General features: G+C 65.4%; 20 protein-coding genes. 14 read left to right on the top strand and 6 right to left on the bottom strand.

The window, feature by feature from the left end:
* Positions 1-7: 7 nt before the first annotated feature.
* Positions 8-799, bottom strand: coding sequence for an alpha/beta fold hydrolase (locus ABIC94_RS10885; RefSeq protein ID WP_354373025.1), 792 nt, complete (start codon positions 797-799; stop codon positions 8-10).
* A 216-nt stretch (positions 800-1,015) separates the two neighbouring features.
* On the opposite strand from ABIC94_RS10885, the gene ABIC94_RS10880 reads away from it, so the two are divergent.
* A complete protein-coding gene (locus ABIC94_RS10880; protein ID WP_354373024.1) occupies positions 1,016-2,389 on the top strand; it encodes a sigma-54 interaction domain-containing protein in 1,374 nt (457 codons plus the stop codon).
* Here the strand turns inward: ABIC94_RS10880 and ABIC94_RS10875 are convergent.
* Positions 2,337-3,890 carry a PLP-dependent aminotransferase family protein gene (locus ABIC94_RS10875; protein WP_354373023.1) on the bottom strand — a complete coding sequence of 518 codons (1,554 nt, stop codon included), beginning with the start codon at positions 3,888-3,890 and terminating at the stop codon, positions 2,337-2,339. The two genes, ABIC94_RS10880 and ABIC94_RS10875, sit on opposite strands and share 53 nt — an antisense overlap.
* 83 nt (positions 3,891-3,973) lie before the next feature.
* On the opposite strand from ABIC94_RS10875, the gene ABIC94_RS10870 reads away from it, so the two are divergent.
* Complete coding sequence (locus ABIC94_RS10870; protein ID WP_354373022.1) at positions 3,974-4,606, top strand: FMN-binding negative transcriptional regulator; 633 nt, start codon at positions 3,974-3,976, stop codon at positions 4,604-4,606.
* A gap of 17 nt (positions 4,607-4,623) precedes the next feature.
* Positions 4,624-4,950 carry an antibiotic biosynthesis monooxygenase family protein gene (locus ABIC94_RS10865; RefSeq protein WP_354373021.1) on the top strand — a complete coding sequence of 109 codons (327 nt, stop codon included), beginning with the start codon at positions 4,624-4,626 and terminating at the stop codon, positions 4,948-4,950.
* Between the two features lie 365 nt (positions 4,951-5,315).
* On the opposite strand, the gene ABIC94_RS10860 is transcribed toward ABIC94_RS10865, so the two are convergent.
* A complete protein-coding gene (locus tag ABIC94_RS10860; RefSeq protein ID WP_354373020.1) occupies positions 5,316-6,230 on the bottom strand; it encodes a LysR family transcriptional regulator in 915 nt (304 codons plus the stop codon).
* An 84-nt stretch (positions 6,231-6,314) separates the two neighbouring features.
* On the opposite strand from ABIC94_RS10860, the gene mdlC reads away from it, so the two are divergent.
* From mdlC to ABIC94_RS10815, 9 genes are all read left to right on the top strand, one after another.
* Complete coding sequence (mdlC, locus tag ABIC94_RS10855; RefSeq protein ID WP_354373019.1) at positions 6,315-7,943, top strand: benzoylformate decarboxylase; 1,629 nt, start codon at positions 6,315-6,317, stop codon at positions 7,941-7,943.
* A gap of 39 nt (positions 7,944-7,982) precedes the next feature.
* Positions 7,983-9,434 carry an aldehyde dehydrogenase gene (locus tag ABIC94_RS10850; protein WP_354373018.1) on the top strand — a complete coding sequence of 484 codons (1,452 nt, stop codon included), beginning with the start codon at positions 7,983-7,985 and terminating at the stop codon, positions 9,432-9,434.
* A gap of 20 nt (positions 9,435-9,454) precedes the next feature.
* Complete coding sequence (locus tag ABIC94_RS10845) at positions 9,455-10,420, top strand: Bug family tripartite tricarboxylate transporter substrate binding protein (protein WP_354373017.1); 966 nt, start codon at positions 9,455-9,457, stop codon at positions 10,418-10,420.
* A 23-nt stretch (positions 10,421-10,443) separates the two neighbouring features.
* The gene (locus tag ABIC94_RS10840; RefSeq protein WP_354373016.1) at positions 10,444-12,204 is read left to right on the top strand and encodes an FAD-dependent oxidoreductase; all 1,761 of its coding nucleotides are present in this window, start codon (positions 10,444-10,446) and stop codon (positions 12,202-12,204) included.
* Positions 12,201-13,163 carry a Bug family tripartite tricarboxylate transporter substrate binding protein gene (locus ABIC94_RS10835; RefSeq protein ID WP_354373015.1) on the top strand — a complete coding sequence of 321 codons (963 nt, stop codon included), beginning with the start codon at positions 12,201-12,203 and terminating at the stop codon, positions 13,161-13,163. Before ABIC94_RS10840 ends, ABIC94_RS10835 begins: the two co-directional genes overlap by 4 nt.
* A 12-nt stretch (positions 13,164-13,175) precedes the next feature.
* A complete protein-coding gene (locus ABIC94_RS10830; protein WP_354373014.1) occupies positions 13,176-14,024 on the top strand; it encodes an intradiol ring-cleavage dioxygenase in 849 nt (282 codons plus the stop codon).
* 37 nt (positions 14,025-14,061) lie between these two features.
* The gene (locus ABIC94_RS10825; protein WP_354373013.1) at positions 14,062-14,406 is read left to right on the top strand and encodes a Dabb family protein; all 345 of its coding nucleotides are present in this window, start codon (positions 14,062-14,064) and stop codon (positions 14,404-14,406) included.
* The gene (locus ABIC94_RS10820) at positions 14,403-15,479 is read left to right on the top strand and encodes a maleylacetate reductase (RefSeq protein ID WP_354373012.1); all 1,077 of its coding nucleotides are present in this window, start codon (positions 14,403-14,405) and stop codon (positions 15,477-15,479) included. Before ABIC94_RS10825 ends, ABIC94_RS10820 begins: the two co-directional genes overlap by 4 nt.
* A 1,062-nt stretch (positions 15,480-16,541) precedes the next feature.
* A complete protein-coding gene (locus tag ABIC94_RS10815) occupies positions 16,542-16,853 on the top strand; it encodes a hypothetical protein (RefSeq protein WP_354373011.1) in 312 nt (103 codons plus the stop codon).
* Positions 16,854-16,903: 50 nt separating this feature from the next.
* Here the strand turns inward: ABIC94_RS10815 and ABIC94_RS10810 are convergent, their stop codons facing one another.
* Complete coding sequence (locus ABIC94_RS10810) at positions 16,904-17,185, bottom strand: hypothetical protein (RefSeq protein WP_354373010.1); 282 nt, start codon at positions 17,183-17,185, stop codon at positions 16,904-16,906.
* Between the two features lie 174 nt (positions 17,186-17,359).
* Here ABIC94_RS10810 and ABIC94_RS10805 point away from each other — a divergent pair, with 174 nt between their 5' ends.
* Positions 17,360-17,662, top strand: coding sequence for a hypothetical protein (locus ABIC94_RS10805; protein ID WP_354373009.1), 303 nt, complete (start codon positions 17,360-17,362; stop codon positions 17,660-17,662).
* Here the strand turns inward: ABIC94_RS10805 and ABIC94_RS10800 are convergent.
* Positions 17,659-17,859, bottom strand: a complete 201-nt coding sequence (locus ABIC94_RS10800) for a hypothetical protein (protein WP_354373008.1) — start codon at positions 17,857-17,859, stop codon at positions 17,659-17,661. The two genes, ABIC94_RS10805 and ABIC94_RS10800, sit on opposite strands and share 4 nt — an antisense overlap.
* 99 nt (positions 17,860-17,958) lie before the next feature.
* Between ABIC94_RS10800 and ABIC94_RS10795 the strand changes: the two genes are divergently transcribed.
* On the top strand, positions 17,959-18,303 hold the full coding sequence (locus ABIC94_RS10795) for a hypothetical protein (RefSeq protein ID WP_354373007.1): 345 nt from the start codon (positions 17,959-17,961) through the stop codon (positions 18,301-18,303).
* 24 nt (positions 18,304-18,327) lie between these two features.
* Here ABIC94_RS10795 and ABIC94_RS10790 read toward each other — a convergent pair whose 3' ends face one another.
* On the bottom strand, positions 18,328-18,531 hold the full coding sequence (locus ABIC94_RS10790) for a hypothetical protein (RefSeq protein ID WP_354373006.1): 204 nt from the start codon (positions 18,529-18,531) through the stop codon (positions 18,328-18,330).
* Positions 18,532-18,583 lie beyond the last annotated feature (52 nt).

Raw genomic sequence — 18,583 nt, 5'->3', positions numbered from 1 at the left:
ACGCGCGTCAAGCGCCGCTCCGGTTGTCGATGCGAGCGATGAAGTCACGCAGGATCGCATTGAAACGCTCGGGCTGCTCGAGCATCGGAAAGTGCGCGGCGCTGGGCACCAGCTGCAGTGTCGCGCCGAGAATGCCGGCGGCGAGCGCATGCGACTCGGCCGGCGGCGTGATGGCGTCCTCCTCGCCGCAGACGACGAGCGTCGGCAATGCCAGGCGTGCGAGCTGCGCCCGGCTGTCGGCCTCGTTCAGCGAGACGATGGCTTCGCGGGCGACGAATTCCGGTGTCTGCGCCACCTGGTCGCGCGCAAAGACGACCAGTTCGGGCGAGGCGGCGGAGGCGAACGAGCGGTCGATCACCGCCTGGCTCGCCGCAGTGACGCCGAGGGTGTCGATGGCGTGCAGCACATTCTTCACGTTCACGTCGGGGCCGAGCCCGTGCGGCGTGGCGCCCACCAGCACCAGCGCGCGCAAGCGGCTCGGGTGCGCGAGCGCGAAACGCTGGGCGATCGTGCCGCCCATCGACAGCCCCACCAGGATGGCGTCGTCGAGACGCAGCTTGTCGAACAGCAGCACGAGGTCGTTCACGAACGCGTCGATCGTGTAGCGGCGGGAGCGTGGCGATGCCGAGCGGCCATGGCCGGGCAGATCGGGCACCACCATTCGGTGATCGCGCGAGAACGCGCCCATCTGCTCGCGCCAGAACTCGCCGGTTGTGGTGAAGCCGTGGCAAAAGACGAGCGCCGGGCCGTGGCCCGCCACGCGCACGTGCATGTCTCCGATTGAAATGATGTCGTTCATGTGCATTTCCAGGTGAAAGGACGGAAGCCGCCGCGCCGCTTCGAATGCGGGCGGAGGGCACAGAGCAAATCCGAGGCCCGCTCGGCGGACTTCTTCGCGATTTCCACAAGTACTTGATTTGCTTGAAGAATTTCTCATCAAGGCTTCGATTGACGACCTGGAGCACATGCCGTAGTCTCAGTATTGAGTCCTAACGTCGCAATCAAGAGACAAAAAATGCCCTTTCCCGAATGGTTCGGCTCCGGCCAGAACGAGGCTGAGTTCCTGCGCCGCGTGCTCGACCATGTGTCCGACTGCCTGGTGGCGGTCGACACCAACGGCCGCGTCGTGCTCATCAATGCGCCCTACTGCCGCCTGCTGGGCGGCCCCCAGGAAGACTTCATCGGCCGGCACATCACCGATGTCGTGTCGCCGAAGACGCGCCTGCACCATGTGGCGCGCGGCGACCTCTCCGTGACCATGATGCCGCTCGAAGTGCGGGGCCACCAGTTGCTCGCGCGGCAGGTGCCCGTCTACCAGGACGAGCGAATCATCGGCGCGGTCGGTCTGGCGCTGTTCTCCAACATGGCGGCGCTGAAGAAGGCGGTGGCTGTCGTCGGCGACCAGGGGCGCGCCATCCACAGCCCGCCCACGCCGTGGACCGCGCGCTACGGCATCGACGACATACTGGGCCAGGGCACCCGGATGGACGCGGTGCGCGCGGCCATCGAACAGGCCGCGCCGCTCTCGCTGCCCGTGCTCGTCCAGGGTGAAACCGGCAGCGGAAAGGAACTGGCGGCCAACGCAATCCATGCGCTGTCGCCGCGCGCCCGGCGCCCGTTCGTGTGGGTCAACTGCGCGTCCATTCCCGAATCGCTGATCGATGCGGAGCTCTTCGGTTACGAAGGCGGCGCCTTCACCGGCGCGCGGACGCGCGGCAAGCCGGGCAAGTTCGAACTCGCGAGCGGCGGCACGCTGTTCCTCGACGAGATCGGCGATATGCCCCTCAGCCTGCAGGCCAGCCTCCTGCGCGCCGTACAGAACCAGGAGATCGTGCGCGTAGGCGGCGTCTCGCCGATTCCGATCGACACCCGCGTCGTCTGCGCCACCCACCGCGACCTGCAGGAGCGTGTGGACGCGGGCCAGTTCAGGGCCGACCTGTACTACCGGCTCAATGTGCTCGGCGTGCACATGCCGGCGCTGCGCGAGCGCGACGACCTGGAGTGGCTGGCCGAGCAGTTGCTCGAGCGCATCGCGCTGCGCGAAGGCCTGCCGGGGCGCCGTGCACCCTCATCTGTTCGCGCGCGATGGTTGGCCTTCGACTGGCCGGGCAACGTGCGGCAGTTGGAAGCCGCGCTGCTGCGCTTCCTGCTCTCTGGCGAAGCAGGGCTGCCGGATCAGCCTGTCGCAAAGCGCCCGCAGGCCATTGCGGGCCGGCACGGAACGACCCCAACGACTACGCTGCAGGCACACCTCGACCGCGAGCGCGATACCTGCATACGAAAGACGCTCGCAGAGACTGCAGGCGACAAGGACGAGGCCGCGCGCCGGCTGGGCATCAGCCGCGCGACGCTGTACCGGGAGCTTCGGCGCTCGCCCGCTTTGCCTTAGTGACACTCGCGCTCGGCTTCGCCCCCCGCGCGGCGATCACCGCAGCCAACACACGCATCCCCTGATCGATCTCCTCGACCGAGAGGCTGGCATATCCCAGGATCAGTCCGGCCGGCCGGGGTTGCATGCGCGACGGCGGCCTGGCGAACAGCGGCGACACCGCATAGACGCCCACGCCCTTGCTGCGGGCCGCGGCCACCAGCGCGGGCTCGTCCTGCGGCCGCAGGAACGGCAGCCAGAGCACCACATGCAGCCCGGCCGCCGCGCCGATGACCGTGGCGCTGGCAGGCAGGTGGCGCGCAATGGCATCGAGCAGTGCCGCCCGCCGGCGTTCGTGCTCGCGGCGCGTGCGCCGCACGTGGCGCTCGTAGGTGCCGCTGTCGATCAGCGACGCCAGCACGCGCTGATCCAGCACGGGCGCATGGCGGTCGGCCAGCCGCTTGGCCTGCCGAAACACCGGCACCAGTTCGGGTGGCAGAACCAGGTAGCCGAGCCGAAGCTGCGGCGACAGCGCCTTGGAAAAGGTGCCTACGTAGATCACGCGGCCGTCGGTGTCTACCGACTGCAGTGCGTCGATCGGACGCTGGCCGTAGCGAAACTCGCCGTCGTAGTCGTCCTCCACGACCCAGGCGCGGTGCGTTTGCGCCCAATGAAGCAGTTCCAGGCGCCTGCCGATGGGCAGCACGCCACCCAGAGGGAACTGGTGCGATGGCGTCACGTACGCCAGACGGGCGCGATCGTCCTTGGGCAGCCTGGCGGTGTCCAGGCCTTGAGCGTCCACCGGGATCGCCAGGAGCTCGGCGCCCGTGACCTCGAAGCACCGGCGCGCCATCAGGTACCCGGGCTCCTCGAAGACGAAGGCATCGCCGGGATCCAGCAGAAGCCGCGCGCACAGGTCGATGGCCTGCTGCGAGCCGTGCACCACGAGGATCTGCTCGGTGTCGCAGGCCAGACCCCGCGCGCGCCTCAAGTATCCCTGGAGGGCACGGCGCAGCGACGCGTCACCTTCGGGCGCGACATAGTAGAGACTGTGTTGACGGCGCAGCAGTTCGGCCTGGTACCCGCGCCGCCAGGCCAACGCCGGAAAGTCGCGAGAAGCCACCGCGCCATACAGGAAGTCGATGCGGGCCGGCTCGGCAACAGCAAGTCCCAGCATTTCGATCGACGCAACACGACGGCCGAACGCCGAGAGAGATGGTGCGGCCTTGGCGCGCCGCCTCGCGTTCGAGCCGGTTGGTGTACGCGCAGCCGGCGGGCTCGCGACGCGGGCGGCACGTCCGACGGACGTGACGAGGAAGCCCTCGGCCGCGAGCTGCTCGTAGGCAGCGGTGACGGTGGTACGCGACACTCCGAGCTCTGCCGCCAAGGCTCGCGTGGACGGCACCCGCGCGCCGGCAGCGAGCGATCCATCGGCGATCTGGGAACGCAGCAGATCGTAGATGCGGCGTCCGGCCCTGTTGGCACGGGAGCCCTGGCTGAACGGGGAATGCAACTGGTCCATGCAAAAGAAATAAAACTGGACCTTCCCATTGTGCCGGTTCCGCGCGACAGTTCCAGCTGCCCGCCACATCTCTACCCTCCCCGATGTACATCCCCCCGCACTTTGCCGAAACAAGGCCCGAAGAACTGCAACGCGTGATCCGCGATCACCCACTGGGAGCCCTGGTAACGCATGGGGCCACCGGCCTGGATGCCGATCACCTCCCCTTCGAGTTCGATCCCGACGTGGGAACGCATGGCCTGCTCTCGGCCCACCTCGCCCGCGCCAACCCGCTGTGGCAGCGCTGCCCCACAGGGACTCCGGTGATGGTCATCTTTTGCGGGGCCCAGGCCTACATCTCGCCCAACTGGTACCCGAGCAAGCACGAGGCGCACCGCCAGGTGCCGACCTGGAACTACGAGGTGGTGCACGCGCACGGCGTGCTCACCGTGCATGCCGACGAGCGCTTCGCGCGCCGCATCATCGCGCGCCTGACGCGGCGGCACGAGGCGACCGAACCCAGGCCCTGGAAGATGGGCGACTCCGCACCCGAGTACATCGACAGCATGGTGCGCAACATCGTGGGCATCGAGATCGCCATTACCTCGTTGGTGGGCAAGACCAAGCTCAGCCAAAACAGGGAAGCGCGCGATCGCCTCAGCGCAGCGGACACGTTGAAGGCGCACGGACACGAGGAACTGGCGGGATTGATGCGCAATGCCAGTGGAACGAGCTGAGGCCCACGCAAACCCACATGTACACATCTACCTTCACTTTCGCAAAGGGCCAGTTCGACGACGAGTTCCACGCCTTGGACAACGTCATTGCCCGGGTTGCCAAGTCCATCCCCGGCTACATGGGCGAAGAGAGTTGGGAAAACCATGCAGCGGGACTCGTCTCCAACGTGTACTACTGGAAAACGATGGACGCACTTCGCGAGCTCATCGAGCACCCCGCACACATCGCCGCAAAGCAGCGTCAGGCGCTTTGGCTCAACGGCTACCAGGTGGTCATTGCACAGATTGTCCGTTCCTATGGAGACGGCGGCATTCCGCACCCACTTGCTGATGGAACGCCATAGGCATCTTCTGCCTTTCCGGAGAAACCGAGAATGGAAAAGCAACCGTCTGAAATCAAGCCGGAATCGTGGCTCGTGTCGGCAGGCCGCGCTGCCGAGCCCGGCACCCCGTTGAGCGTACCGCCGATACCGGCTTCGAACTTCATCATCGGCAGCGGACGGGAGTACGCGCGTGATGACGGCACCCCGACCTGGGAAGCATTCGAGGAAGTCGTGGGTGGGCTCGAGTCTGGTAAGGCCGTGGCATTCGCCTCCGGCATGGCTGCCATTTCTTGCCGTCCGCGGCGCGAGAAGCCGCGAGTCAGGCGCATGTATGTACCCGGCTTGGGCTTTCGGAGAATGAAGACTCTTGCTGCGAGCGCAAGCCATCAGCGTTCCTTGTCCTGGAAAAGACCGATGAAGAGATTCCGCATCCAGCGGTGCGCCGGGTCCGATTCGAACCGGCGGCTCCAGTGCAGCGACACCGTGAAGGCGCTGCGGGGAAGCTCCGCCGGAAGCACCGCATAGCGCTTCGGCTCGATGAACCTGCGCGCGATCGCCTGCGGCATCACGACGGCGAAATCGGTGCGTGCAATGATCGCCGGCAGCGCCAGAAAATGCGCCGAGTTGAGCACCAGCCTTCCATCGAGCCCGAGCTGCTGCAGTATGCGAAAGGTCTCCGAGTGCGAACGCACGGCCACGTACTCCAGGCGCCGCAGGTCCTGAATGGTCATGCGGACATCCGCCGCCTTCGTGCCCTTGGCCATCGGATGTCCCGCCCGCACCACCACCGCGTAGCGATCGCGCAGCAGTTCGACGCGCTCCGTGCCGCTGACCGAAGGCAGGAACCCGAGTGCGAAATGGATGGCTCCGGTTTCGAGTGCATCGGTGATCTCCCCGTGCGGCAGCGGCGTCGTATGCACCCGTATGCCGGGTGCCTGGCGGTGCAAGGCTTCCATCAGTTCCGGCAGCAGCCTCGCCTCGCCGATGTCGTTCAGGTGCAGCCGAACGGTCATCTGCGAACGCGAGGGGTCGAAGGTGTCTTCGTCCCGCAGCACATCCTCGATGGCGGCGACGGCCGGCTGAACGACGCTTGCCAACCGCTCCGCGCGCAGCGTCGGGCGCATGCGCCCGTTGGCGCGCACGAACAGCGCATCGCCCAAGGCAAGGCGCAATCGCGTCAGCCCTTGGCTCGCAGCCGGCTGCGACAGCCCCAGAGCATCTGCGGCGCGGCTGACGCTGCCCAGGCGGTACACCGCCTCGAACAGCCGCAGCAGGTTCATGTCCAGCTTTTCAGTATGCATCTGGCTTATTTTGCTTTAGACATTTCATTGTATTGATGAATACCAGATGAAGCGCAAAACTGCGGGTCTCATCTAGGAGCATTCATGGATCGACGCGTTGAACTCCCCGCGCAAGCGCCTCTCTCGGCCGGCAGCACCCTGACCGTGCGAGACGCGGTTTTCAGGCTGCTGCGCGCGTTCGGCATGACCAGCGTGTTCGGCAACCCGGGCTCGACGGAACTGCCGATGTTCATCGACTTCCCGCAAGACTTCCGCTACGTGCTCGGACTGCAGGAATCCGTCGTCGTGGGCATGGCGGACGGCTACGCGCAGGCCACGCACAACGCGGCATTCATCAACCTGCATTCCGCGGCCGGCGTCGGCCATGCAATGGGCAACATCTTCACGGCCTTCCGCAACCGCACGCCGCTGGTGATCACGGCCGGCCAGCAGGCGCGGTCGATCCTGCCCTTCGAGCCCTTTCTAGGCTCCACGCAGGCGCCCGAGTTGCCGAGGCCTTACGTCAAGTGGAGCGTCGAGCCGGCGCGGGCCGAGGACGTCCCGCTGGCGATTGCGCGCGCCTACTACATCGCGATGACGCCGCCGCGCGGCCCCGTGCTGGTCTCGATCCCGTCGGACGATTGGGACGTGCAGACCCTGCCGGTCGATGCACGAGAGGTCAGCCGCCACGTGCGCGCAGATCCCGATCTTCTTGCGCGCATTGCCACGGCCCTCGATGGCGCCCGCTCCCCCGCTTTCGTGGTCGGTGCCGCGGTCGATCGCGACGAGGCCTGGAAAGAAGCGGTTCAACTGGCCGAGCGGCACAACGCCCGCGTGTACGTCGCGCCCATGTCGGGCCGATGCAGTTTCCCGGAAGACCACCCGCTGTGGGGAGGCTTTCTGCCACCGATGCGCGAGCGCATCGTCGAGCGGCTCGCCGGCCACGACCTCGTATTTGCGCTCGGTGCGCCGGCGTTCACCTACCATGTCCCGGGCCATGGGCCGCACCTGCCCGAAGGATGCGAGCTGGTGCAGCTCACGGACGATCCCCAGGTCGCAGCCTGGGCGCCGACGGGAACCTCCGTGGTCGGCAGCATCCGCCTGGGATTGCTCGATCTGCTCGAGTGCAGCATGCCGAGCGATCGTCCGGCACCACCTGCCCACGTGCGGCCGCCGCGCGTCGCAGGGCCCGAGCCCGGTGAACGCCTGCCGGTTGCGTGGGTCCTGCAGACCCTGGCCGACGTGCGCGCGCGCGACAGCATCCTGGTCGAGGAAGCACCCAGCGCACGGCCCGTGATGCACGCCCACCTGCCGGTCTTCGAGTCGGAAACTTTCTACACCATGTGCAGCGGCGGCCTGGGTTTCGGCCTTCCGGCCGCGGTGGGGGTGGCGCTGGGCAAGCCTGGCGCACGGGTCATTGCATTGGTGGGCGATGGCTCGGCGATGTATGCCATTCAGGCGCTGTGGAGCGCAGCCCAGCTGGCGCTGCCGGTCACGGTGCTGATCCTGAAGAACCGCCGCTACGCCGCGCTGTACGACTTTGCTCGCATCTTCGGCTACCGGCCTGACGAGCATGTGCCGGGCACCGACCTGCCCGATCTCGATTTTGTCGCGTTGGCCGGCGCGCAAGGCATGAAGGGGCTGCGCGTCGACACGGCGGACCAACTGCGTCCGGCCTTGCACCAGGCCCTGCAATCGACCGCACCGATGCTGGTCGAGATCGAAGTGGCTTGACGGTTTTTCGCTTTTCCAAATCTACAAGGAGACAAGACGATGGGCACGATATCGATGTTGATCAATGGCGAAGACCGCCAGGCCGCGGACGGTGCGACCTTCGAGCGCCGCAATCCGCTCGACGGCACGGTGGCGACCATCGCGCCGGCCGCCACGAAGGCCGACGCCGTGGCAGCGGTCGAAGCCGCCGCGGCCGCGTTTCCGGCCTGGTCCCGCACCGGCCCGGGCGAACGCAGGGCGCTGCTGCTAAAGGCGGCGCAGGCCATCGAGGCGAAGGCCCAGGCCCTGACGGATGCCATGGCATCCGAGACCGGCGCCGGCGCCCCGTGGGCCGGTTTCAATGTGCACCTGGCCGCCGGCATGCTGCAGGAAGCGGCCGGCATGACGACCCAGATCAGCGGTGAGGTTATCCCCTCCGACGTACCCGGCAGCCTGGCCCTGGGCCTGCGCCGACCGGCCGGTGTGGTGCTGGGCATCGCGCCGTGGAACGCGCCGGTGATCCTCGGCGTGCGAGCGATCGCCACGCCGCTGGCCTGCGGCAACACGGTGGTGTTCAAGGGCTCGGAACTCAGCCCGGCCACGCACGGCCTGATCGTCGAAGCTTTCAAGGATGCAGGATTCCCGCCAGGCGTCGTCAACTTCGTGACCAACGCACCAGCGGATGCGGCCCAGGTGGTCGAAGCCATCGTGTCCCATCCGGCACTGCGGCGGGTGAACTTCACCGGCTCCACCCGCGTCGGCCGGCTGATCGCGCAGACCTGCGCGAAGTACCTGAAGCCCGCGGTGCTCGAGTTGGGCGGCAAGGCCCCACTGGTCGTGCTGGACGATGCCGACCTCGACGCCGCAGTCAACGGCGCGGCCTTCGGCGCCTTCGCCAACAGCGGCCAGATCTGCATGAGCACCGAGCGCATCATCGTGGACCACAGCATCGCGGACGCCTTCGTCGCGAAGCTCGCCGCCAAAGCCGTGCAGCTGCCGCTGGGCGATCCGCGCAAGGGGCCGGTGGTGCTGGGTTCGGTGGTCGATGCGAGCACCGTCGAGCGCTGCAACGCGCTGATCGACGACGCCCTTGCCAAAGGCGCGAAGCTGGTTTGCGGCGGCAAGGCCGACAGCACGCTGATGCCCGCGACGCTGCTCGACCATGTGACGCCGCAGATGCGCATCTACCATGAAGAGAGCTTCGGTCCCGTGAAGCCGGTGGTGCGTGTCGACGGCGTCGACGAAGCGGTGCGCGTGGCCAACGACAACCCGTACGGGCTGTCCGCCGCAGTGTTCGGGCGCGACTTCGCACGTGCCTGGGATGTGGCCAACCGCATCGACTCCGGCATTTGCCACGTGAACGGCCCGACCGTGCACGACGAGGCACAGATGCCCTTCGGCGGCGTGAAGGACTCGGGCTACGGCCGCTTCGGCGGCAAGGCCGGCATCGACGCCTTCACCGAACTGCGCTGGCTCACGGTGCAGACCACCGACCGCCACTATCCGTTCTGATGAAAAGCAGGAGACACCCCATGAAATCCCTGCTCGCAACCGCGGCGCTGGCGCTCGGCCTCGGCCCGTGCGGCATCGCTCAGGCCCAGGACTGGCCCCGGCAGCCGATCAAGATCGTCGCCAACTTCGCGCCGGGCGGCGCGGCTGACCAGTTGGCCCGCGTGATCAGCGCACCGCTGCACGAAGCCCTGGGCCAGCCGGTGCTCGTCGAGAACAAGGGCGGCGCGGGCGGCAACCTCGGCGGCGATTTTGTCGCCAAGTCATCGCCCGATGGCTATACGTTCCTGATGAGTTCCGGCGGCATGGTGTCGATCAACCCGCACATCTACGCGAAGATGTCGTTCGATCCGGCAAAGGATCTGGTCCCGGTCGCATCCGTCGCACGCGTGCCGTTCTACCTGGTGGTGCGTGCCGACAGCCCGGTCAAGGACTTCAAGGGCCTGGTCGCCGACCTCAAGGCGAACCCCGGCAAGCGCTCGTTCGGATCGCCCGGCAACGGGAGCTCGCCTCATCTGGCGGCGGAGATGATGACGGGCCAGACAGGGACAACGGCCATCCATGTGCCCTACCGCGGCGCGGCGCCCGCGCTGACGGACCTGCTGGGCGGCCAGATCGACTTCCTGTTCGATCCCGGCATCAGCATCCAGCACGTCAGGAGCGGAAAGCTGCGCATGCTGGCGGTCGCAAGCCTCAAGCGCGCGCCCCAGATGCCCGAAGTGCCCACGCTCGATGAACTCGGCCTCAAGGGTTTCGACGCCGATGCGGTGTTCGGCCTCTACGCGCCCGCCGGCACGCGGCCGGCCGTGATCCAGCGGATCAATGCCGAAGTCAACCGCGCGCTGGCACTGCCGGCCGTCAGGGCAACCATCGAAACGCTCGGCAATGTACCGGAGCCGCTAACGCCCGCAGCCTTCGGCGACAAGGGCGCGGCCGACTTAAAGCGGCTGGGCGCCGTGATCCGGGAACGCGGGATCCGCGCCGACTGATGCAGGAAGAAGAAAGACAGCCGATGACCTCCACGTTCCGGCCCGATGCCGGCCGCCCTCCCCTCATCGCCACGGATGTCCTGATCGCCGGCGGTGGCCCCTGCGGCCTGATGCTCGCCAACGAGCTCGGCCGCCGCGGCATCCGCTGCCTGCTCGTCGACGCCAAACCGGGCACGGCCTTCAACCCGCAGGCCAATGCGACGCAGGCCCGCACGATGGAGCATTTCCGCCGGCTCGGCTTCGCGCACGAGATCCGTGCGCTGGGTCTACCCGCCGATCATCCAACGGACATCGCCTACTTCACGCGGCTGGCCGGCCATGAGCTGGCACGCATCAGCCTGCCCACGGCGGCCGAGGCCGCGGTCAAGGTCAAGTCGATGACGGGCTCCTGGAGCGCCGCCGAGTTGCCGCATCGCGTGTCGCAGAAATTCGTCGAGCAAGCGCTGCGCCGCCATGCGCAGGCCTGGCCTTCCGCCGATGTGCGCTATGGCTGGCGGCTGGAGCGGTTCAGCGACGAGGGTGGATCGGTGAGCGCCACGGTGCGGTCGAGCGAAGGAGGTCCTGCGCAGGACGTGGTCGCGAAGTTCCTGATCGGTGCCGACGGCGCGCGCAGTCTGGTCCGGCAACAGCTGGGCATCGAGTGGGGCGGCGTGAGCGGCATCCAGCGCGAGTTCATGGGCGGCAAGATGTTTGCCATCTACCTGCGCGCACCCCGGTTCGTCGACGTGCTGCGCCACCCCAAGGCTTGGATGTACGTGGCCGTCAACCACGAAAGGCGTGCCTTCATGGCCTCGGTGGATGGTGTGTCCGAATACGCATTCCATGCGGCGCTGCGCCCCGGCGAAGACGCCGACGATTGGACCGAGGCTGATGCGCGCCGCGTCTTTGCGCAAGCGGTGGGCGCCGATGTGCCGATCGAGATTCTCTCCATGGGGACCTGGCTCGCCGGGCACGCGCTGGTGGCGCAGCGCTTCCAGCAGGGCCGGGTCTTCATCGCGGGCGATGCGGCCCACCTGTTCACGCCCACTGGCGGACTGGGCTACAACACGGCCGTCGAAGACGCGGTCAACCTGGGCTGGAAGCTCGCGAGCGTGATCCGCGGCCAGGCACCGCTGGCGCTGCTCGACAGCTACGAGGCCGAGCGCAGGCCCCTGGCCGAGCGCAACACCGGCTACGCGCGCAAGTTCGCTGACTCGGTGGGACTCTTCGCGGCAAAGCCCGAGCTGGAAGAAACCTCCCAGCGGGGCGACACCGAGCGCAAGCTCGCGGGCCTGCACTTCGATGCGCATGCCCGGCTCGAATTCAATATCCCGGGCGTGACCTTCGGCGGCCGGTACGACGGCTCGCCGATCATCCTCGGCGATGGGACCGTGCTGCCGCCGGACGAACCGAATGCCTACACACCCACCGCCAGTCCGGGTGGCCGGCCACCGCACGCGTGGCTCGATGACGGGCGCTCGTTGTTCGACCTGTTCCACGCCGAATGGACCCTGCTCGCGCTGGGGCCTGATGCCCCCGCCACCGAGGCCTTCGAAGCCGCGGCCCGGGATCTGGAAATGGATCTGCGCGTCGTGCGGCTGCCGCAGCCGTCCCTGCGTGAACTCTATGAAGCGCCGCTTGCACTGATCCGCCCGGACCAGATCGTTGCGTGGCGCGGTGCAGCCGCGGACGATGCAGCAAGTGTGCTGTCTCGCGTCACGGCCCGGCCTTGCCCCGCAGCACCGCACGGCACTTCAACACCTTCAACAAGCTCCGTCGATGCGACGGGAGGAAACCGCGCATGAAAGTCAACACCCCGCTTCTTCGTCTCGCCGTCCTTGCAATGGCCTTGGCGATGGCTCCTTCGGCATTCGCGCAGGCTTGGCCGACCAAGCCGGTCCGCCTGGTGGCGGCATTTCCGCCGGGCACCCCGGGTGACGTGATCGCCAGGTTGATACAGCCGGCGCTTCAGGCCGCCTGGAATCAGCCGGTCGTCATCGAGAACAAGACAGGCGCCGGAGGCAACCTGGCCGCCGGGGAAGTCGCGCAAGCCAAGGATGGCCACACACTGCTCGTCGGGCCCGACACGATCCTCACCATCAATCCCCATCTGTACAAGAAGCTGGGCTTCGATCCGAGGGCTTCGCTCAAGCCGGTGACCTACTTCGCGAGTTTCAACCAGTTGCTGGTGTGCAATCCAGCCGCCGAGGTCCCATCGCTCGCAAAGTTCACCCAGTTGCCATCCACCCGGCTGTATGCCTCCGGCGGCGCGGGCTCGCCAAGCCACATGGCCATGGAGATGCTGCTGGCGACGACCGGAACCAGGCTCGCCCATGTGCCCTACAAAGGTCCCGGCCCGGCCGCGCAGGACGTGATGGGCGGCCATGTGGACTGCGGCTTCATCGTCTCCTCCGTGGTCCTGCCGCATGTCCAGAGCGGGCGGCTGCGGGCGATCGCCGTCTCCGGCAAGGAAAGATCGGGCCTGCTGCCCGGCGTTCCGACCGTTGCCGAGAGCGGACATCCGGGCTTCGATGCGACCTTCTTCGAGACCTTGGCCGCGCCGTCGAGCTTGCCAGCCGCTACCGTCGAGAAAATCCAGCGCGACGTGCGTACCGCGCTCCAGGCTCCGGCCGTGAAAGCACGTCTGGCGGAGATGGATCTGCGTATTGAAGGCTACAGCACCCAAGAGGCGCAACGGCGCAGCCAGGAAGACTTCGCCAAGTGGGGTACGGTCGCGCAGCGGACCCAACTCCAGCTGGACTGAAGGAGAGCCATCATGCGCAATCTGGACCATCACACCATCACCGACGCCGTGCTTGCGCGCCAGGCGCAGGCGGCTGACCCGCGGCTCAAGCGCATCATGGACAGTCTCGTGCAGCACCTGCATGCCTTTGCACGCGAGGTGGAGCTGACCGAAGAAGAGTGGTTCAAGGGCATCGAGTTCCTGACCCGCTGCGGCCACATCACCGACGACAAGCGCCAGGAGTTCATCCTGCTGTCGGACGTGCTAGGCCTGTCGATGCTGACGGTGGCGCAGAACAACGACAAACCCGCCGGCTGCACCGAGGCGACCGTCTTCGGTCCGTTCCACGTGGAAGGGGCGCCTCACTACGAATCTGGCGCGGACATCTCCAATGGTGCGCACGGCATACCGTGCCTGGTACGCGGCACGGTGCGTGGCATCGGCGGCGAGCCGGTCGCCAACGCTCACATGGACGTGTGGCAATCAGACGAAGACGGTCTGTACGACGTGCAGCACCCGGAGCTCGGCCATGCGCAGGCGCGCGGCATCGTGCACGCCGACAGCGAGGGCCGTTACCACTTCCGCTCGATCCTGGCGGTCCCCTACGCCATTCCGCACGATGGGCCGGTGGGCGATCTCCTGGAGGCCACAGGCCGGCATCCCTGGCGTCCCGCGCACCTGCACTTCCTGATCACGGCGGACGGCTACGAGAAGCTGATCACGCACCTGTTCCGAAGCGACGACCAGTATCTGGATTCGGACGCCGTGTTCGGCGTGCGCCAGTCGCTGATCGCCGATTGGAAGCAGCAGTCCGATGGCTCCTATGTCGTTGAATACGACTTCGTTCTGAACTCCACCAAGCAAGACACCGCGGATGCCTAAGCATCCTTCCTCACTCGTAATCTGCAAAGGACGCGCAATGATTCGGCACATCGTCATGTGGGACGTGAGCGGCACCACGGTCGAGGAGAAACAGGGAAACATCGAGCGTCTGCGAAGCTGCTTCCACGGCCTGCGTGGCCGTGTTCCCGGACTGCTTCACCTAGAAGTCGGCAAGGACGCTAGCGGAGTGGACTATGCCTGCGACGTCGTGTTGTACAGCGAGTTCGAATCCTGGGAAGCACTGGCCGCATATGCCGTGCATCCAGAACATCTGCGGGCGCGCGACGCGCTGGCTGGCGTCCGCATAGCCCGGCATCAGGTGGATTACGCAATCCAGGCCGGCAGAGCCTGGGCTGAGCGCGACACAGCGGAGATCGCATGAAGGAATTCGTCTACAACGGCCAACCGTCGCGGGTGGTGTTCGGCGCCGGGGCCTTGGCGCATCTGGAGCGCGAGATCGAACTGCTCGGTGCGCACCGAGCGCTGGTGCTGTGCACGCCAGAGCAGCAGGGTCAGGCGCAGCTGGTGGCCGAGCGTCTTGGCGGCCGCGCAGCAGGCATCTTTGCGCGCGCTGTCATGCACGTGCCCATCGAGACGGCGCGCGAAGCCCGTGACGAGGCGCGCCGCCTGGGCGCGGACTGCGCCGTTGCCATCGGCGGTGGCTCGACCACCGGCTTGGGCAAGGCCATCGCGCTCGACTCCGGCTTGCCGATTCTTGCGATTCCCACGACCTACGCCGGGAGCGAGATGACGCCCATCTACGGCATCACCGAGGGCGGCTTGAAGAAGACCGGCAGGGACGCGCGTGTACTACCCCGCACGGTGATCTACGACCCGGAGTTGACGCTGACGCTGCCGGCTTCCCTGAGCGTGACGAGCGGAATGAACGCAATTGCGCATGCGGCCGAAGGCCTGTATGCGCGCGACGGCAATCCGGTGATGGAGCTGATGGCCGAGGAAGGCATCCGCGCGCTGGCCAGGGCGCTGCCGGCAATCCGCCGGCGCAGCGACGATATCGATGCGCGCGGAGACGCGTTGTATGGCGCCTGGCTGTGCGGAACGGTGCTCGGCAACGTGGGCATGGCGCTGCACCACAAGCTTTGCCACACCCTGGGTGGAAGCTTCAACCTGCCTCATGCCGAGGTGCACACGGTGGTGTTGCCTCACGCCATTGCTTTCAACGCGTCGGTGGTGCCTGCAGCCATGTCCCGCGTCCAGCGCGCACTCGGAACAACAGTGCAAAGCAGCGCCGCAGCGGGCCTGTTCGATCTGGCGAGAGACAACGGGGCGCCGGTGGCGCTGCGCGACATCGACATGAAGGAGGATGATCTCGACCGTGCCGCAGACCTCGTTGTGAATAGCCCGTACTGGAACCCGAGAGAGGTCGGCGCAGCACAGCTAGGCGAGATCAGGGAACTCTTGCAAAAGGCCTTTGATGGCACTCGGCCTGAGTAGGCGACTCTGCGGCCGAGATCAACTGGTATCGGCACACCAGCCACGGGATTGAGGAAAAACTGTCTCGATTAAACCGAGCAGGTCAATCGGGCGTTGTCGATAAAGGAGAGCTCATGTATGGCGTTTTCGTTGGAGTTTGCGTGGACCGCTTTCGGGGGGAGCAGGCAAGTTGGCACTCCGCCCGCGGTCGCTCCGTGCCGCGCCTTTTCCTCAGCAGCGTGAGAAGCGAATAAGGGAGTGCGCCAACATTCTTTGGCCCGGGGTGCGAGAAACAAAGCGCGAAATCCGCATATGCAGAACCACTTTTTTTGCTTTACCCCAACGAACCGCCTTCGCGAGCACGCCGCTGAAGATTGAGACCAGTTGGGCCGACCTTGCACTATCTCTCATCGAAGGTCCCGCGACACTGCAGCGCACGGCGCGCGGTGTTACCTGCGCTTAGGGCTGTGAAGAACGGTGAAACGGTTGCGCGCCAACGAGAAGCCAGCTTGGAACAATGCCAGGGTTCAGTGCCGCGGCCCAACCGACGATAACCAAAGGCACGTAAATACCCCCTTATCGTCGGCTGCCGGTAGTATGGCGGCTGGCCGCGCCATTTGTACGCCTATGCGCATCATTGCACCTGCGCAATTTAGGGCACTGGAAGGGCACGGGCGCCGAAAATGACAAAGGGGTTAGCAACTACTACGCTGCTAACCCCCGTCAATACTGGTCGGTGTGAAAGGATTCGAACCTTCGACCCCTTGCACCCCATGAGGGCGTTTAAAGCACCGCAAGTACTTGTCAGCCCATCGGATACGTCCCCAATGCCTGACAAACGAGACGGCAAAAAAAAGCTCAGTCGCGCAGACGCCCTCCCTTGGCAGCGTCGCGTTTGTCAGGCTGGTAGAACGTCTCCAATTGATCTCGGGCAATCCAAAGCCAAAGACCGGCGGCGCAGGATATGCTGCATTTGTTGCAACACGCGAGTAACTCAAAGTCATGCAAAGAAGCCGACTGCTTCGACTAGCCTCTCTACTCTTGCTGGCTGTCGCGACAAGCGCCAGCGCCCATAACGCGCCAATGGAGTTTCGAAACCTCAATGCTGCGAAGGCATGGTTTACGAAGTCTTATGACGACTACGCAATGCGCAAAGAAACCGTTGCAAACGGCCCCAAGGATTTCGGCGACATCTACGGCTTCTACGGGCCGCGAGGATCTGGCATAGGTCGTGTAGAAGCGTGGTACTACGGCTGCGATCGGACCTCCTGCAGCTTATTTGCGATGATCAAGTACAGCGCCCTACGATCCAAGGAAGAAGAGCCCACGTTTTCTTTCGAGTCTGGCTCTCTGGTGCTCAGATACGGCAAAGGCGGAATTCTGATTCTCAAATAGCAGTTGGCCTCGGTGCGGGCCTCAAGCGTACTAATGCGCACTGCCTGTGCTCACCCCAGCTTCGGCAGCCCAAATCCGAAGCCAAACACAGGCCCGCTTCTTTTGGCCTTTGATGGCTCAGGCTCCTCGTCCCGCGGCCCAACGTCCAGGTCATCGATCATCTTCTGCAGCTCAAGCAGACCAGCCGCCATCGCGGCCTTGTAAGTCTTCATGGATCGCGCCTGCTGGCTTAGGACATACCAGCTCTCCCCTTCGAGTTCGACCAGGCGCCAGCGGTAGGCGCCCTCTTCCTCTTCAAGGACGGTTACGGCGATTCTGCGGAGTGGTTGCATGGTTCGATAGTCGCTCCGGTTCGAACGTGAGAACGTCAGACGATCTCGACTGTGCAGCCCCTCGACCGGTGTTGCGCCCAGCCAATAGCGTGATGTATTTCACAAAATGCTTCTAAAACATAACCAATTAGTTGAAACTGAGTTTCACTTGTAGCTACATTCCGCCGACCAGAAATGGCCGGCATTTTTGGCAGCCCGAAGAACAAGCGCCGGCACTCGGAGACTCGAATGCCTCTCTTGTTCCTGATAAGGCTGCTGCATGCGCAGCTTCCACTGCGTGTTGCTGATCCGGAGGACATCCGGGCGGTCGCGGTGCTGTTGGCTACCGGTTTGATCGAAGCAGAGATCAAAGCTCTCGATTCAACTGGTCGCTACGCAGCTCCACGTGCCGCCACGGTGATCCGGATCAAGGAGGACGGCTTTGCCGAACTCGCAAAGATGTGGGACGCCCGCATTCGCGAGGAAGGAACCGGCTAGCCAGGTAAATTGATTCCGGCACTGATCGGCCGCAGCCAGTCGATGGCCGCTTGGTCTGGCGGCATCGCTCGCAGCCGTTCGTCGAGCCACAAGTCGCGAGCGACATCCTCCAGCTCGAGCGGATCAACGGTATGCCACCGCTGCTGCAGCCGGTGCGCGCAGGCGGCAATCCAGAGGGATGCAGGCACGTTTTCCATGGGTCCATTATCACCAGAATACTGTATATTTGTACAGTACAAAGGTACTAAGACCCGTGATGCCTGCTCCTGTATTTGCCCGTTTCGGGGCGCACGTTCATGTTCTTCGCTGACGTCACTTTCCTCATGCGCAACGGCCTGCGGCTGAAACCCAGCGAGCGAATGCCGGCCGAGCGCTACACCGTCACCATCCTGGAATCTGACCGAGACAAGAACAACTCAGCGCGCAACCTGGTGGAGGTCAGCCTCTATGTCAGCCACGGGACTGCGCAGATGGCAAGCCGCGGGCGCCTGACCGATCCCGTGATCATGCCGTTCAAGGGGCCGGGCTTCCTGATCTCCGGCACCGAGTTGGAGGCTCAGCACGCCAACGGCCAGCTGCGCGTGTTCGAGCACCGTCAGGTGTGGCACGTGGTCCCAGTGGAGCACCAAGCCTCCGAGTAGCGCTGAGGCCTGGCGCGCCGACGCTCAATCTTTCATCGCGAGGAGATCACCCAGCGCCTTGGCCTGTTCTTTCGCGCTCCCTCCCAGCACGAGGTCATCTGAGCCGCCGTCTGCGCGATACACGCGAAGCGCCATGCAATTCAAAGCGCCGTGCTCTGCTTCATGGAGAAGCTCGCGCAGCGTGGCCAAACCCGCTTCTTTGCCGAGAACAGCACCGGTTCGATTCATTTTCTAGACATCCAAGATGTGAGCTCACAACGTACCTGCTGAGAGTTGTCCA

The sequence above is a fragment of the Variovorax paradoxus genome (assembly GCF_040544635.1).
Lineage (GTDB): Bacteria > Pseudomonadota > Gammaproteobacteria > Burkholderiales > Burkholderiaceae_C > Variovorax > Variovorax paradoxus_R.
This window is presented reverse-complemented; position numbering and strand designations above follow the sequence as displayed.